This is a genomic window from Neomegalonema perideroedes DSM 15528 (assembly GCF_000374145.1).
GTDB lineage: Bacteria > Pseudomonadota > Alphaproteobacteria > Rhodobacterales > Rhodobacteraceae > Neomegalonema > Neomegalonema perideroedes.
The window spans coordinates 456,241-471,041 of sequence record NZ_KB893654.1 but is presented as its reverse complement, the minus strand read 5'-3'; the positions used below and the strand labels follow the sequence as shown (position 1 = coordinate 471,041).

The following is a 14,801-nucleotide window of genomic DNA, read 5'->3' as shown; positions in this document are numbered from 1 at the left end:
GGGATCACCCGAGCCTCCGCGCGAGATGCGGCCCGAGAAGATTGGCCGTCCAGAGCGGCAGACGCCGCCAGAGCGCCACGAAACGCCGATATTTAGGGCTGAGAGGATTCACGTCCGGCGCCTCGGAGGCCCGCACCAGCCGATAACGCTGAACCAGAGGCTGAGGCGCGAAGCCCCAGTGAGTCTTGTAGTCGAAAGCTCCGGTCCCGAATTTCGAGCGGCCGAAGTCGAAGACCTTCAGGCCCTTGGCGGCGGCGCGCTCCTGCTCCTCCCAATAGAGCCGGTCATAGGCCCGCAAGGCCCGCGCCTCCGGCAGGGCGCCCCCGAAATAGGGCATGACCCGATCCCGATGCTCGAAGCTCATCAGCGCCGCCACCGGACCCGCAGGCCCATGCACGAGCGTCACATGGCAGGATTCTCCGAAAGCGGCCTTCAGAGCCCGCATCCAGCGCAGGGAAGGCGTCGGCGTGCCGAGATCGCGCAGGCTGCGGGAATAAATCGCGTGGAAAGGCTCCAGAGCGGCTTCATGCTCGATCTTGAGATCCGCCTCCATGGCCTTGCGGACGTCGGCTCTTTTCTTGCGGGGGATTTGCAGCAAGCGCTTTTCGGAGGTCTCGGCCATCTCGCGGCGGAAGCCCGCATAGACGCCTTCCTTGACGCCCCAGTCTTCAGGAGCCTCGCCGCCGCGCAGCTCCACCGCGCCCACGCCCAGACGAAGCCCCAGAGCCTCGGCCTCGGCGGCCAGAGCGGCGCGCGCCTCTTCGGATTCGGCGAGGATCCCGCCCCCCACCGCGAAGGCGCAGGAGGTCAGATTCGCGCCGCCGAAAGGCGCCGGAGCCTTCACCAGAGGCAAGACTCCGCGCAGAACGCCGCCCTCCCAGGCTCCGAGCCAGAAGCAAGGCAGGCCGTAAGCCTCCTGAACGGCGCGCCGCCAGCCGGAGAGGTGGAAAGGCTCGCTTTCGGGATGGTTCAGGACATAGGAATCCCAAGCCGCCCATTCGGAGGCTTCCGCAGGTTCGCGCATGAGGAATCGAACGGCCATGGCGGCTCCGGAGTCAGGCCGCCCCGATCCTGTCCGCGTAAGCTTCGCGCATGGATCGCCAGCGGCGTTCGGCGAGGAGCGCCGCAAGTCGGGATTCGGCGCGGCCGAGTCCGATCCTGTGGCGCAAAGCCGATTTTAACGGCGCGCCCTTAAGGCGTGGTTGATCCGGATCGATCTCCCAGGGGTGGAGGTAGAAATTCGGCGCGATTCCAAATTCTTGCGCATAGGCGTCGAGGCCCGAGCGCGTCCAGAACAGCGGCGCCAGACGAAAGAACCCGCCCCCCGCGAAAGGCAGGCGCCGCCCGCGAACCATCCGCGTGGAGACCGGAATCTCCCAAATCCCCGCCGTGGGCTCGCGATGGGGACTCCGGGGGGCGGTCGGGTCGCCGTAATGGTCGTGCTTGATGGGATGCGAGCTGGAGGACCAGCCATGGCCCGTCTCGGCCATGACCTCGTAGGCCCATGGGCTGCGCGCGTCGACGGAGAAGCTCGGGGCGCGATAGCCGCTCACGGCCCGGCCGCCGGCCTCCTCGATGGCGCCCTTGGCGCGGCGGAGGTCTTCGGCGAATTCGGCGCGGCTTTGCTCGAACACCCGGAAATGCCGGTCGCCATGGCTGGCGAGTTCATGGCCTTCGGCGGCGATGCGCCGGATCAGCCCCGGAGCCGCCCGCGCCACGCAGCCCAGACAAAAAAACGTCGCCTGAGCTTGATGCGCGGCGAAGAGGTCGAGCAGACGGTGGGTGTTGGCCTCGACGCGGCTTTGCTGCTTCGGCCAATCGGCCCGGTCCAGCACGCCCGCGAAGGCGGAAACGTGGAAATGCTCCTCCACGTCGATCGTCATGGCGCCGCAAGCGGCGCGGGGCGTCATGGCGCCGATCCCGGCGCGGGGGGTCATGGCGCCGATCCCGGCGCGGGAATTCGTCGCGCCGCCGACGGCGCGGGGAGGGGCGGAAGGCTCAGGGCCTTCCGATCCCGGCTCCGGCGCCTCGCGGAGGGTCAAAACCCGCCTGCGCGGCGCGGCGGCTCCTCGGCCATGCTCTGCTCCAGCAGCGTCGAGACGATTTCGATCATCTCGCGGATCGCGCGATCGTGATCCTCGGCGCGGGATTCCAGCAGGCTGATGCGGGAGGCCAGAGCGTTGACCGCCGCCAGAACCGCCTGTTCGGCCGCCACGCTCGCCGCCGCGATCTGGGCCGGATGCGCCGGATGCGCCGGATGGCCCGGAGGCACCGGAGCCCCCTGCCCCTCCGTCGTCCCCTCGGCGGGGCGCGAGGCGGCGAAAGCCTCCTTCTTCAGATCGGCGACCACCGTCTCGACGGTCTCAGGCGTGATCTCCTGGAGCTCCTCCAGAGCGGAGAAGAGCATGATCCGGTTCGCCAGAGTGTTGATCCGGCGCGGCACGCCCTTGGTCTCGGCGTAGATGCGCGAGAGGGCTTCCGGCGTGAAGGTCGGGTTCCCCTGCCAGCCCACCATCTCCAGACGATGGACCACGTATTCGCTGGTCTCCTGCTCGGTCATCGGCTCGAGGCGATAGGAGGCCGTCACGCGCTGCAGAAGCTGCGCCAAATCCGGATGCGCCAGAGTCCGCGCGAATTGCGGCTGGCCCACGAGGAAGATCTGAAACAGAGGCTGGCCGCCCAGAGTGAAGTTCTGGAGCATGCGCAGCTCTTCGAGCGTGCGCATCGGCAGGTTCTGCGCCTCGTCCACCACGAGCAGCACGCGGCGGCCATATTGATTCTGCTCGACCAGAAACTGCTCGAAGGCGGTGAGCATGCTGGCTTTGTCGTCGCTGGCGGGCTGGACGCCGAAAGCGTCGCAGATCAGGCGCACGACGTTTTCAGGATCGACCTGCGTGGTGCCGATGGTGGCCGCCACCACGTCGTTTTCATCCAGCTCCTCGAACAGCTGGCTGATCAGGGTCGATTTGCCGGTGCCGACGTCGCCGGTGATGACGATGAAGCCTTCGCCCTGATAGAGCCCGTATTTCAGGTAGGACATCGCCTTGCGATGTCCCTCCGAGCCGAACCAGAAGCGGCGGTCGGGGGTGAGGCGGAAGGGGCAGGCCGACAGGCCGTAATATTCTTCATACATCGCGTCGTCCGACTCCCTGATGCCGTTCGTCCCGCCCCGCGGCGGCGCTTTTCTGACCGTTTCGCGCGCCGCCCGAGGAAGAGTTCGCGGCGGCGCCTTAGAAATCCGCCCTCAAACCCAGCACGCCTGCGTTCTCCTGATATTCGTCCAAAGACGAATCGGAGAAGCGTCGTGTGTAAGTGTATCGCGCGAAAGCGTTGACAATTTCCGTAATCCGATAAGACGCGCCCACGCCGAAGGAGAGGGTCTGCTCCTTGGCCAGACGCGGATCGTCCGGAGCGTAGAGGATGAAGGCCGCCGAAGCGTCCACGCCCACGCGGGAGGTGAGGTCGCGGTTCACCGCGCCCGCCAGAGTGAGCGTCCATTCGTCGTCGTCGAGCGGGCCGCCGTAATCGCGGCGCTGGGCCGCCCCCACGAGGCTCACGCCCGTCTTGCCGGTCGAGCCCGAGAGCGCCAGCGTGGCCGAATCGACCACCGCGTCCTGAGTCTGCCGACTGAAGGCCGGATCGCTCGCCAGACGCAAGGAGCCGTCCGCGAGGCTCACCGCCAGAGCTTCGGCGCGGTTGGAGGTCAAGCCGCCCTCCGCCGAGCGGTAAAGCGGATTTCCGGAATCGTCCGTCCCGGCGTCGAGCAGGGCGTAGGGCGCGCCGCCGAAGTCGAGGAACTCCACCGAGCGCCCCGCCGAGGCCGAGATCCCCAGCCGCTCCGCCAGCGCGTAGCGCAGGTTCGCGCCGTAATCGAGGCCCTGATTCCGCCAGCCGAGATAGGCGTCCATGTTCAGGCGCCGGCTCGGGACGAATCGCGCCCCCACGTTGACGTAGCCGCCGCCCACCTGATCCTCGTCGAGGCTGGTGCCGCGCACATGGTCGTAGCCCGCCGCGCCCATCAGCGCGAGCTTGGGGCTCACCGGAACCTCGACCGAGCCGCCGACCGTCGAGGCGCGGCGTTTGTCGTCCAGTTCGTCGTCGTAGATCATATGGGCCGCCGAAAGGCCCCAGCCGAATTTCTGAAAGCGCCGGGGATCGGAGACCAGAGCGCCGCTGAAGCCGTGCATCCATTCGTCGGCTTCGTCGCCGTCCTCATAGAAGCTGCGGGCGTGGGTGTAACGGAGCTCCGCGTTGGCCCAGCCCCCGAGATTCCGGCGCAGAGCCGGGCTGACCGAGCCGAAATACACCCGCTCGCGGTCGTCGCGCCCCGCCACGGGGTTCAGCGAATATTTGCCCTCGCCGCGCGCGAAGCTCTCCGCCGCCGAGCCCGCCACGTCGAGATAGAGCAGGCCCGGAACCACCGTCGCCGACAAAGCGCCCGCCAGATCATGGCGCAGGCCGTCGTCCTGAGAATCTTCGAAATAATGGTCGTAATGGGCGGCGTAGTTCAGAGAGCCCTTCGCGCGGGTTCCCTCCACGGTCGCCCGCAGGCCCACCGTGCCGGTGAGCACCGTGTCCGAACGCTCCTCGCCGCGCGGATCCAGCCCCACGTTGTCGGTGACCGTCACTTGAGTCGAAGCGTAGGGCCGGACGCTGGTCTTCCAGAGACGCCGGGCGGTGGGCGCCGCAGGCTCGCCCGAGCCCGCGGCGGGACCGGGACCGGCTCCGGCGGGCGGGGCGAATCCGCCGCTCATGTCGGGCGTCAGCACCACGCCGCCCGATTCCAGGCCGGAGGGCCCGAGCGTGTCGGCCTGAGACGGCGCAGGATCCGTCCAGAAATAGGACTCGGCCGAGACGGGGCCGGCGCCCAGCGCACAGGCCAGAGCCAGGCCGCTCGCGCGGAGCCTCAAGGCCCGGCGCGCCGGGCGGCGATCAGGATTTCCGGGGAGCGCTGTCATTGGCGTAAGCCTCATAATAGCTGCCGAACTGCTCCAAACGACCCGAGGCCGTGGCCTTGTTCAGCACAAGATTCACGTTGCACTCGGGTCCTAGCAAATCCAGCGCCGCCTCCACGGCCTTGCGGGTGGTGCGCTCGGCGTCGACCACCATGACGACTTGTCCGGCGTGGCGCGCCAGCTCCACCGGCTCGGTGCTGGCGAGCAGCGGCGGGCCGTCGATGAGGATGATGCGGTCGGAATAGCGGTCGGCGAGATCCGCCATCAGGCTGCGCATGGCGTCGCCGCCATAAAGATCGGTCGCCGATTCCACCGCCTCGCCCGCCGGAATGAAGGTCAGCGGATGATCCGGCGTGCGCAGCATGCGGCCGCTGACGTCGCTGCGGCCGTGGCGGGCCTCCTCCAGCAGATCGGTCAGGCCCTTGAGATTCGGCTTGAGCCCGAGGATCTTCGAAAGGCTCGGACGCGCCGCGTCGGCGTCGACCAGCAGCACGTTCAGCCCCTCGTCGAGGATGATCGACAAGGCCAGATTCACCGCCACGAAGCTCTTGCCCTCGCTGGGCTTGGCGCTGGTGAAGAGAATCACATGCTGGCGTCCGCGCGGAGCGCGGCTGCGCGATTGTCCGGGGCGGCGGGCCGTCTCCTCCAGAGTCATGCGGCGGATCAGGCGGCGCTTGATCAGGCGGATCTCCTCCGAGAGCCGCGAGCGGCGGGCGCTCGGCGTGATGAAGCCGAATTTCCTCAGGCGGTCGAAGTTCAGGGCGAATTCGCGGCTGCGCTTGCGGCCGTCGATGTCCTTCGCGCCGCCGGGCGCGCTGATCAGCTCGCCCCGCCCGGCGCGGGCCGAGGGCTTGGACTCCTTCAGCGAGCGGCGCAGGTCGCTCAGAGGCGAGGCCGCTTCAGAGACCGAAGCGCCGAGGCGCTCGGGCGCGGGGCGCGGAGAGGGAGGCGGCGGAGCGGGCTCGCGGGCGAATTCCGAGAGGAAATCCTCTCCGGCGCCGGGCGAGGCCTCGGGCGGATCGTCGGAGAAGGCGGCGAGGAATTCGTCTTCGAAGCTGCGCGCGCGCGGCGGAGCCTCCGCCGGGGCCGGGGCCTGAGCGGGCGGAGGAGGAGCGGGGGCCGGGGCCGGGTTCTGGACTGGATGAGGGGCCGAATTCTGGGTCGGGCGCGGCGCCTGAGCATGGGCCTTATACGGATCCTCGGCGCCGGAAGCCTCAGGCTCAGGCGTCCGGGGCGCAGGCGTCCGGGACTCGGGGGTCCGGGGCTCGGGCGCGCGCGCGAGGGGCGCGCGGGCTTGCGGCGCCGGCCCGACGAAGGGCGGCTCCGGCTGGCGCGGGGTTTGGAGAGGCGGAGTCCGGACGGGGGCCGCCCGGGCGGAGGCGGCGCGCGGAGGAGCCCCGGCCTCCAGACCGAGCTGGCGCGCGAAGCGCCGCCGCAGCATCGCGTCGCCCGCGCTGAGTCGCGGGCGCTCCTGGGGGCTCTTGAACTCGTCTGACTCGCTCATGGCCGGACTCCCTCGTTCATGCTCATCCCAGAGCCGCCCGCGCCTGAGAAGCGATCACGCCCAGATCGGGCCGCCACAGGGCGAAATGATATTTGTAGACCAGCAGGGCGAAGGTCATCACGAAGAGCGAGGCCAGCCCCATGAAGAGCAGATTCCCCAGCATCGCGCCCGCCGCCTGTTTTTGATCCTCCAGCCGCGAGACTCCGCCGAGAATCGGCAGGTCGAAGGCCTCGCGCACATGGATGATCGAGGGCATGGTGTCCATCATCTGGATCCGCAGGAAGGCGAAGCCCAGACCCGCGCCCAGACCCAAAATCGCCGAGCCCAGAAACAGGATCAGACGATTGGGCGCGATGGGCGCCGTGGGGGTCTTGGGCCATTCGGAGACGGTGAACTTCACCACCTGCTGCTGACCCAATTCGTTGGTGGCGCGCAGCAGCTTGATCTTATCGTCGATGGAGGCCAGTTCGCGGCGCGCCTCTCCGGCCTCTTTTTCAAGATGGTCGTAGCTCTGAGTCACCGCAGGCTGACGCTGAAGCCGCTCGCCGACCTCGATCAGCCGGGCGCGGGCGGTCTGGATCATCTGATCCACCGAAGCCAGCCGGCTGCGGCGCTGGCCGATCTGCGCCTGAATCTGGGCGTAGACGGGATTCTCGCCGTAGACCACGTTCACGATGGGCTCGGGCTCGGGCTGCATCTGGCGGATCTGCCAGTCGCGGTAAGCGGCGTCCACCTGAGCGTTGTAATCCAGAGCGGCCTGAATCCGGGCGCTGCGCGCATGGACCGAAGATTCGGCGGCGGCCCTCAGGCCGTCGGCCTCGGCGCGGGCGCTTTCGGCGCGGCGCTGAGCGGCGACCATGTCCGGATGCTGCGGCGTCAGGCGCTGAAGCATCTCCTGAATCTCGCGCTCCATCCCCGTCGCGCGCTGGCGGGCGGCCTCGTAACGCTGCTCCTCCAGAGTCGGCATGGCTTCGGGCACGGGCTGCTTGGCCGTCGCCGGAGGCGGCTCCTGAATGCGGCGCGGCGGGCGGATCACGTCCTCGCCGGTCTTGACCTGCTGCGGAGTCGTGCGCAGCTGGGCCTCCAGCTCGCGGATCTCCTGCTGATAGAGCGTCTGATCGCCCTGAAGCCGCGCGAGATCCATCTCAAGGCTGCGCCGCTCCGAGATCAGCGCGGCGGGCAGAGCGATCACCTCGCGGTTTTCGCGCTCGAATTCGGCGAGGCGCGCCTCGGCGTCGCGCAGGCGGGCGGCGGAGGTCTCCTGCTGCTCCATGGCGAAGCGCAGGGCCTGCTCGGCGTCCTGAGAGCTGACGCCCGAGCCGCGCGAAATGCCCTCCTCCACGAAGAGATCCACCATGGTGGCCACCACCTGACGGGCCTTTTCGGCGTCGGAATGCTGGAAGGAGATGCGGTAGAAGTCCTGTCCCTCGCGCACGAGGCTCAGGCGCTTCTCGACGCTTTCCACCAGAGCCTCGCGCTCGCGCTCGTCGCGGACGCGCAGGTCGAGGTCGGTCATGCGGATGATCTTTTCGAGATTAGGCCGCGCATACATCAGCCGCCGCACGTTCTCCAGCTGCTGGGCGGGATTCTCGAAATGCACCTCGCCCTTGAAGAGCGTGTGCAGCAGCGAGCGCGTGTCCACGAAGACCGTGGCGCGGGCGGCGTAGACGTCCGGCTGCTTCGCCGCGAAGAAGGCGGCCGTCAGGCCCACCGCCCAAGCGATGATCAGCGTGCTCCAGCGCCGCCGCCAGATCTCGTGGAGGTAATGCCCGATGAGGAATTTCAGCTCGCCCATGACCGATCCCGTATGACTTCAGCCGCGCCTCTGGCCCAGCAGGCTCAGAGCCAGCTTTCCGGGATGATGATCGTGTCGCCGGGCATCAGCGGACGATCCGCCGCGATGTCGCCTTTGCGCACGAGATCGTCCAGACGCAGCCGGTAGGAGACTTTTTGTCCGTTCTCCTCGCGGACCAGAACGGCGCGGTTGCCGTCGGCGAATTCGGTCAGGCCGCCCACCGCGATCACCACGTCCAGAGCCGTCAGCCCCGAGCGATAGGAGAGCGAGGAGGGATTCACCGCCTGACCCAGAACCTTGACCTGCTGACGCGGATCGCCCGCCCCGTTGACCTGCGCGATCACCGTGACGATGGGATCCTGCACATAGGCCTTCAGGCGGTCCTCGATGTCGCGCGCGAGCTCGGTCGGGGTCTTGCCCGCCGCCGGAAGATCCTCGACCAGCGGCATGGAGAAGCGCCCGTCCGGACGGATCGGCACCACGGTCGACAATTCCGGCGCGCGCCAGACGAAGATCTGGATGTTCTCGCCCGGCCCGAGCCGGTAGTTCGGCGATTCCGGCGTCAGCGGCTGCGGCGAGCTCGCCACCACCGGCGCAGGCGCCAGAATCCCCGTCGAAGGCGCTCTCAGAGCCCCCTCGCCGCCGAACACAGAGGAGACGCTCCCGCAGCCCGCAAGCGCGACAAGCGTCGTGATCAGAACGGCAAGAACAGGAAAGCGCCGCGCAATCATCGCAAGATCCTCATCTGGGTCGCGCCTGAGGAGGGACTTCGGCGCGGGGCCATGTTAGGCGGCCCGGGTTAAATTTTCGCTGTGCGCGGCGGTTTCTCCCCCGGCGGGAGGCGAAGGCCGCGCGCTCCGCAAAGGCGCCGTCCGCAAGGCGGCCTCCAGAGCGGAGGCCGAAGGGAACTCCGCGCCCATCTCCTCGCGGAGAAAGGTCAAGATCTCCTCAAGACGCCGCAAGAGGGCGTCGCGGGCGGCGGCGTCCGGAGCATAGGGCGAGCCCCCGACCTGCAGGGACGAGCTGTGGTAGCTCACCACGAAGACCCGCTCTCCGCGCGCGCCGAGCGCCCGCGCCAGACGCCGCAGATCGCGGATCCGGGTTCCCTCCGGCGAGAGGCGGATCCGCTCCGCCGCGCCGGAGCGCGCCAGCAGGGCGGGCAAACGCAAGCTTCGGGCCAGCGGCGAGTCGAAGAGCCCCGCCAGAGCCTCGCCATGGCGCGCGCCGAAGAAGCCGGCCACGCCCTCGGTGGTGGGAATCTCGACGATCCCGCCGGGGCCGTCGAGCCAGAAAGGGCCTTCCGGGGCGCGGCTGAAGTCGGGTCCGCCCTCGGCGGCGAAGCTGCGGCGGGGCGTCACGGAGAGATCCGCCCCATAGCCCAATTCGCGCAGGAGTCCCGCCGTGCGCCGTCCCAATCCGTAACGCCCCGCCCGATAGGCCCGCGGACGACGCCCGAAAGCCTCCGTCAGAATCTCCGTCAGAGCGGCCAGCTTGGCGCGCTCCAGAGCGAGCGGCAGATTTCCCGCGAAGGATTCCCGCAAAGACGCGCCTTCTTCGTAAGGCGGCGTGATCCAAGGGTGCAGATGGGCGCCGATCTCGCAAAGCCCCGCCTCGGCCCAATCGCCGAGAAGCCGCGCCGCAGCCGCGTCGCGGGCCACGGCCCAATCGGTCAGATAGAGCGGCGGGGCGCCGAATCTCGCGCAGATCTCCTGAGCCCGCCCCTGCTCGGCCACGTTGGAGACGTCGCGCGAATCGCGGCGGAAAGGCCCGCGCCAATCAAAGGACTCCTCCGTGTCCACCGTCACCAGACAGAGCGGCGGCGAAGAGGCCGGAAGCTCCAGGCGCTGGAAAGGCGGCGCGAGGCTATGGACGTGAGGGCGCATAGGGGGCCAGCTTTTGCTTGGGGCGCGCGACGCCGCCAGAGGCCGGGGGGCGGCTCCTGAAACGCGCGCAGGCTTCGTCCGGCCGCGTTTTCGGGCCGCGCTCCGGAACGGCCGAAGCCGCGCCCCATTGCACGAAAGCTTCATGAAGATTTGTTTTCGTTCCGGGAGAATTTCGATTGGGAGAATTTCCGACCGGGAGAACTTCCGGCCTCGGATCAATCCGAAAGGTTCAGACATGCGGGTCCATCTGGAGCCCCTCGCCTCGCCCGAGGCCCTCGCGCCGCTCTGGCGCGCTCTGGAGGGCCGGGCCGAAGGCGGCTTCTTCCTCAGCTGGAGCTGGATCGGGCCCTGGGCGGAGCTGGCTTCGGCGCCGCTCTGGCTGATGCGGATCGAGCATGAGGGCCGCGTGGTCGGGCTGGCGCTTTGGGGGGCCTGCGTCGAGCGGCGCCGGGGCATGCGGGTGCGGCGGCTCGCGCTGCACGGCTCCGGCGACGAAGAAGAGGACGCCGCAGGGATCGAATATAACGGAATCCTCGCCGAAGCCGGGCTTGAGGCCGAGGTCTGGGCGGCCGCGCTGCAAGGGCTGCTCAAGGCCCGCGAACCCCTCTGGGACGAATTGACCGCTCTGGGGCTGGCGCCGGAGCAGGCGGCGCGCTTCGCGGCGCTCGGGCTTCCCTCGCGGCGGCTCGCGGAGACGCGGGCGGCCCATGTCGATCTCGCGGCTTTGCGGATTGCGGGCGTCGCGGATCTCGACGGCTATCTCAAGGCTCTGGGCAAGAGCACCCGCGAGCAGATCCGCCGCAGCCTGAGGCTCTACGAAGCGCGAGGCCCGATCCTTCTGGAGGCCGCCCGCGAACCCGCTGAGCTTCTGGAGTTTTGGGAGGAGATGCGGCCCCATCACCAGGCGCGCTGGGAATCGCGCGGCGAGCCCGGCGCCTTCGGACGGCCCTTCCTCGTGCGGATGCAGGAGAAGCTGCTCGCGGCGGCCTCGGGCGAGGCCGAGATCCTGCGCGCCAGCGCGGGGGGAGTCCCTTTCGGCTGGATCTATAATTTCCTCGAAGAGAGGCCGGAGGGACGGCGGGCGCTCTTCTATATGGGCGGCTTCGCCTACGCCGGGGATCAGAAGCTCAAGCCGGGGCTGGTCGCCCATGCTCTGGCGGCGGAGCGCTATCTCAAGCAAGGCTTCGCCGCCTATGACTTCATGGGCGGAGATTACCGCTATAAGCGCAATCTCGGCGTCGAGGGGCCGGAGATGGTCGCTCTGGCGGTCCGGCGGCGGCGGCTCCTGCTGGAGATGGAGGAGGCCGCCCGCAAAGGCTACGCCGCTTTGAAGGCCGCGCGGGCGGCGATGGCCTCGCGGAAGACCGCCAAGGTTCCCGAAACCGTCTCCTCCCAGGAAAAGCGCTCGGCGTAGGCCCGCGTGGCGGCCCGGCTCGGCGGCGCGGCGAGGAGATCCGCCAAGGCGGCGCGGAGGCTCTCGGCGCTGCGCTCCGGCGCGAGGCGTCCGGCTTCGGGGGCCGCGACCACCTCGGGCGCGCCCCAGACCCGCGTCGCCACGGCGGGCGCGCCGCAAGCCATGGACTCCAGCAGCACGTTCGCCCAGCCCTCGCGGCTGGAGGACAGAACCGAAGCCTCCGCCGCGCCGTAGAGCGAGGCTAAATCCTTATGCGGCACCGAGCCGAGCAGCCGCGCCCTGCCCTCTAAGCCCAAAGCCTTGATTCGCGCCTCAAGCGCCGCCTTCTCCGGCCCGGCGCCCGCGATGAGCAGCCTCGCCTCGGGAATCCCCGCCAGAGCCTCAAGGGTCAGATGATGCCCCTTGCGCTCCACCAGAGCCCCCACCGAGACCAATAAAGGCGCCTCGCCCGCGATTCCCCAGCGCGCCCGGACCTTGGCGCGATCCTCGGGCGGGCGGAAGGCTTCGAGATCCACGCCGTTGCGCAGAACTCTGATCTTCGCCCCATCCGCCCCGAGATCCACCAGCGCCGATTTCAAAGCCGCCGCCACCGTGACGATCCTTTCGGCGCGGGCGGCGGTCTCCAGAATCCGGCGTTTGGCGAAGGGATGGACCAAGGGAATCTCGCTCACGTCCGAGCCTCGGGCCGTGACGACCAGCGGCAGATCCAGCTCATCCGCCAGACGCAGGGCCGCCGGGCCTTCCGGATAGAAATATTGCGCGTCCACGAGGTCGAAGGCGCCCTCCTCGCGGATCAGCCGCCGCGCCCGACGGCTCAGGCTGCGATACACCGCGTCGGGCTGGCTGCGGGCGCCGATCTTCGGCAGCATCAGATAGCGCGGATGATCCGCCGTGATCGCGCCGCGGGTCTCGCGGTCGGGAATGGCGGCGAATTTGGCGTATTCGCCCCAGCACGCGCCTCGGAAAGGAAACCACGGAACCGGAGTCAGCACCCGGATGCTCGCCTCGCCCGCCGCCTGCACGCGGCTCAGGCGGTTCTCGACGAAGATTCCGTGATTGGGCCGCGTGGAATCGGGCCAAAGCCCCGCGACGGTCAAAATCCGCATGGGCTCGTCCTTCATGAGAGTCCTCCGAAGCGCCGACGCGCTTTCTCCATGGCCTCGGTCTCGCGGCGGGCGAGGGCCTCGCGGGCGGCGGCCTCGGCGGCGGCCTGAGCCGCGCGCTCGGCCTCCTGAGCGGCGAGGTCGGCGGCTTCGCGCTCGGCCTTGCTGCGGGCGAAGAAAGGAATCTCCAGCGTCAGCTCCTCTTCTTCGGGCGCGGCGCGACGGCGCGGCTCGAAGGAATCGCGCTCGGCCTCGGCGATCTCGGCGGCGATCACCGCCGCCTCCGCCTCATGCAGCACCGCCAAAGGACGCAGCCCCTTGGCGACCGCGGGCTGAGCCGCGGGATCCGGAGCGCCCCAGCGCTCCTGCGCCTTGCGGCGGGCCGTCCCGACGGGGGGCCGCGCCTCCTGAAGCCCCGCCCCGCCCTTGCCGAAGCGGCGCTTCTTGCCCGCCAGAGGCCCGGCGCGTCCGGCGGTCATGGAGAAGAAGCCGCCGCGCGGCGCGGAATCGGCCAGATCGTCGTATTTATTCGCCCAGAGCAGGATCAGCCCCATGGCGCTGACCGTCATGAGCAGCATCAAGCCGCCGATCATGGGGCCTCTCCCAAATTTTAACCTCGCGCGCCCATGATGCCCCCTGTGACGGCGACGGCGCGGGCGTCATTCTGCGCCGGGCCGCTTAAGACTCTCTGACCGGAGGGGGCTTCCCTCATGCGCGACCTCGTGATCGTCCTCGGCGTGATGGCGATGCTGCCCTTCATTTTGAAGCGGCCCTTCATCGGCGTGCTTGTCTGGACCTGGATCGCGATTCTGAACCCTCACCGCGAGGCCTTCGGCTTCAGCGTGAGCCTGCGCTTGAATCTGGTGATCGTGCTGGTGACGCTGATCGCCTTCGCGGCCTCGCCGGAGCGCAAGCAATGGCCCGGCGGCAAGATCGCCGCCCTTTTCGTGGGCTTCATCGCCTGGACCACCCTCGCCTCTCTGCTGGCGGTGGATAGGCCGAGCTCTTTTCAATTCTGGTTCGACTTCGTGATCAAGATGGCCATCCATATGATCTTGGCCATGATTCTGATCACCTCGCGCCACAGGCTCATGGCGCTGGTCTGGACCTACGCGCTTTCGCTCGGCTATCACGCGACCAAGATCGCCCTCGTGACCATCTATAGCGGCGGCTCCATCGGCCAGCTCGCGGGCTTCGGCCCGAGCGGCACCATGATCGAAGACCGCAACCATTTCGCCCTCGCCATGGCGCTGCTGACGCCCATCCTCTTCTTCATCTGGCGCAGGGCCGAGCATAAATTGCTCCGGATCGGCGCGCTGATGCTCATCGCGGCCGCGATTCTGGCGGTGATCGGCTCGCAGTCGCGCGGCGGCTTCGTCACCATGGCGCTGGTGCTGGGCTATCTCTGGACCAAGACCCGCCTCAAATGGCTGACGGCGGGACTCGTGGTGGTGGGGGCGCTCGGGATCTTCGCGGCTTTGCCGCCCGAACTCAAAGAGCGCCTCGGCACCATCACCGCCCAACTCGACAAAGGCGAGGATCGTTACGCCAACGAAGCCCCCGAGCTGGACGAATCCTTTTGTCTGCGTCTGGCGGCCTGGCATGTCGGCTGGGACATGACCATGGACAGCCCCGTCTGGGGCTCGGGCCTGCGCTCCATCCAGAGCCCCATCGCCGCGACGCCCTATCTCTCGCCGGACCATCCCTGCGCCGACAGCCCCAAATACGGCGTGCGCGCCGCCCATAACATCTATGTGGAGGTGCTCAGCGACAGCGGATTCGTCGGGCTTGGGATCTTCCTGACGCTGCTGGCGGGAAGCTGGCTGCTCTGCCTTTCGGTGATGGTGCGGGCGCGGCGGATTCCCGGCATGGAATGGGCGGCGGATCTCGCCTCGATGGTTCAGGTGGGGCTGATCGCCTACGCCGCGGGCGGGGTGCTGCTCTCGCTGGCCTATTACGACGGCTATTTCCTGCTGATCGTGATGGTCGTCTGCGCGGATCGCCTGCTGCGCGAGGCCGAGGGCCGCGCTCCGGCCCGGCGCGCCCTGCCCGACGAGACTCCGCCCGGCCCCCGCGAGATGCGTCGGCGGCGCAAAGCCCCCGCCGCCCGGCCCCTCCGCGCTTGACAGTCGGCGCCCGCCTCGTTT

Annotated in this window: 12 protein-coding genes; 2 read left to right on the top strand and 10 right to left on the bottom strand. The window is 68.7% G+C overall.

Annotation, left to right across the window (positions count from 1 at the left end; genetic code table 11):
- Nucleotides 1-4 precede the first annotated feature (4 nt).
- The 8 genes from B161_RS0109310 to B161_RS17615 form a co-directional block, all read right to left on the bottom strand.
- Nucleotides 5-1,042, bottom strand: a complete 1,038-nt coding sequence (locus B161_RS0109310; protein ID WP_018633124.1) for a FemAB family XrtA/PEP-CTERM system-associated protein — start codon at nt 1,040-1,042, stop codon at nt 5-7.
- 13 nt (nt 1,043-1,055) lie between these two features.
- Nucleotides 1,056-1,937, bottom strand: a complete 882-nt coding sequence (locus B161_RS0109305) for an XrtA system polysaccharide deacetylase (RefSeq protein ID WP_205619238.1) — start codon at nt 1,935-1,937, stop codon at nt 1,056-1,058.
- A gap of 101 nt (nt 1,938-2,038) precedes the next feature.
- Nucleotides 2,039-3,133, bottom strand: a complete 1,095-nt coding sequence (locus tag B161_RS0109300; protein WP_018633122.1) for an XrtA/PEP-CTERM system-associated ATPase — start codon at nt 3,131-3,133, stop codon at nt 2,039-2,041.
- Between the two features lie 97 nt (nt 3,134-3,230).
- Complete coding sequence (locus B161_RS0109295; RefSeq protein ID WP_157755595.1) at nt 3,231-4,910, bottom strand: TIGR03016 family PEP-CTERM system-associated outer membrane protein; 1,680 nt, start codon at nt 4,908-4,910, stop codon at nt 3,231-3,233.
- Between the two features lie 22 nt (nt 4,911-4,932).
- On the bottom strand, nt 4,933-6,459 hold the full coding sequence (locus tag B161_RS18855) for a P-loop NTPase (RefSeq protein ID WP_018633120.1): 1,527 nt from the start codon (nt 6,457-6,459) through the stop codon (nt 4,933-4,935).
- Nucleotides 6,460-6,481: 22 nt separating this feature from the next.
- The gene (locus B161_RS0109285; protein WP_018633119.1) at nt 6,482-8,254 is read right to left on the bottom strand and encodes a hypothetical protein; all 1,773 of its coding nucleotides are present in this window, start codon (nt 8,252-8,254) and stop codon (nt 6,482-6,484) included.
- A gap of 44 nt (nt 8,255-8,298) precedes the next feature.
- Nucleotides 8,299-8,904: an XrtA/PEP-CTERM system exopolysaccharide export protein gene (locus B161_RS0109280; protein ID WP_157755594.1), complete on the bottom strand. Its 606-nt coding sequence runs from the start codon at nt 8,902-8,904 to the stop codon at nt 8,299-8,301.
- Nucleotides 8,905-9,039: 135 nt separating this feature from the next.
- Entirely contained in the window at nt 9,040-10,137 is a 1,098-nt protein-coding gene (locus tag B161_RS17615) for a polysaccharide deacetylase family protein (RefSeq protein WP_018633117.1), read from the bottom strand.
- 235 nt (nt 10,138-10,372) lie between these two features.
- Here B161_RS17615 and B161_RS19210 point away from each other — a divergent pair, with 235 nt between their 5' ends.
- Complete coding sequence (locus B161_RS19210) at nt 10,373-11,551, top strand: GNAT family N-acetyltransferase (protein WP_157755593.1); 1,179 nt, start codon at nt 10,373-10,375, stop codon at nt 11,549-11,551.
- On the opposite strand, the gene B161_RS0109265 is transcribed toward B161_RS19210, so the two are convergent.
- Nucleotides 11,455-12,672, bottom strand: coding sequence for a glycosyltransferase (locus tag B161_RS0109265; RefSeq protein WP_018633115.1), 1,218 nt, complete (start codon nt 12,670-12,672; stop codon nt 11,455-11,457). The genes B161_RS19210 and B161_RS0109265 overlap by 97 nt on opposite strands.
- Nucleotides 12,669-13,247 carry a hypothetical protein gene (locus B161_RS0109260; protein WP_018633114.1) on the bottom strand — a complete coding sequence of 193 codons (579 nt, stop codon included), beginning with the start codon at nt 13,245-13,247 and terminating at the stop codon, nt 12,669-12,671. The genes B161_RS0109265 and B161_RS0109260 overlap by 4 nt, the downstream gene beginning before the upstream one ends.
- A gap of 117 nt (nt 13,248-13,364) precedes the next feature.
- Here B161_RS0109260 and B161_RS0109255 point away from each other — a divergent pair, with 117 nt between their 5' ends.
- On the top strand, nt 13,365-14,780 hold the full coding sequence (locus B161_RS0109255; protein WP_018633113.1) for a putative O-glycosylation ligase, exosortase A system-associated: 1,416 nt from the start codon (nt 13,365-13,367) through the stop codon (nt 14,778-14,780).
- Nucleotides 14,781-14,801 lie beyond the last annotated feature (21 nt).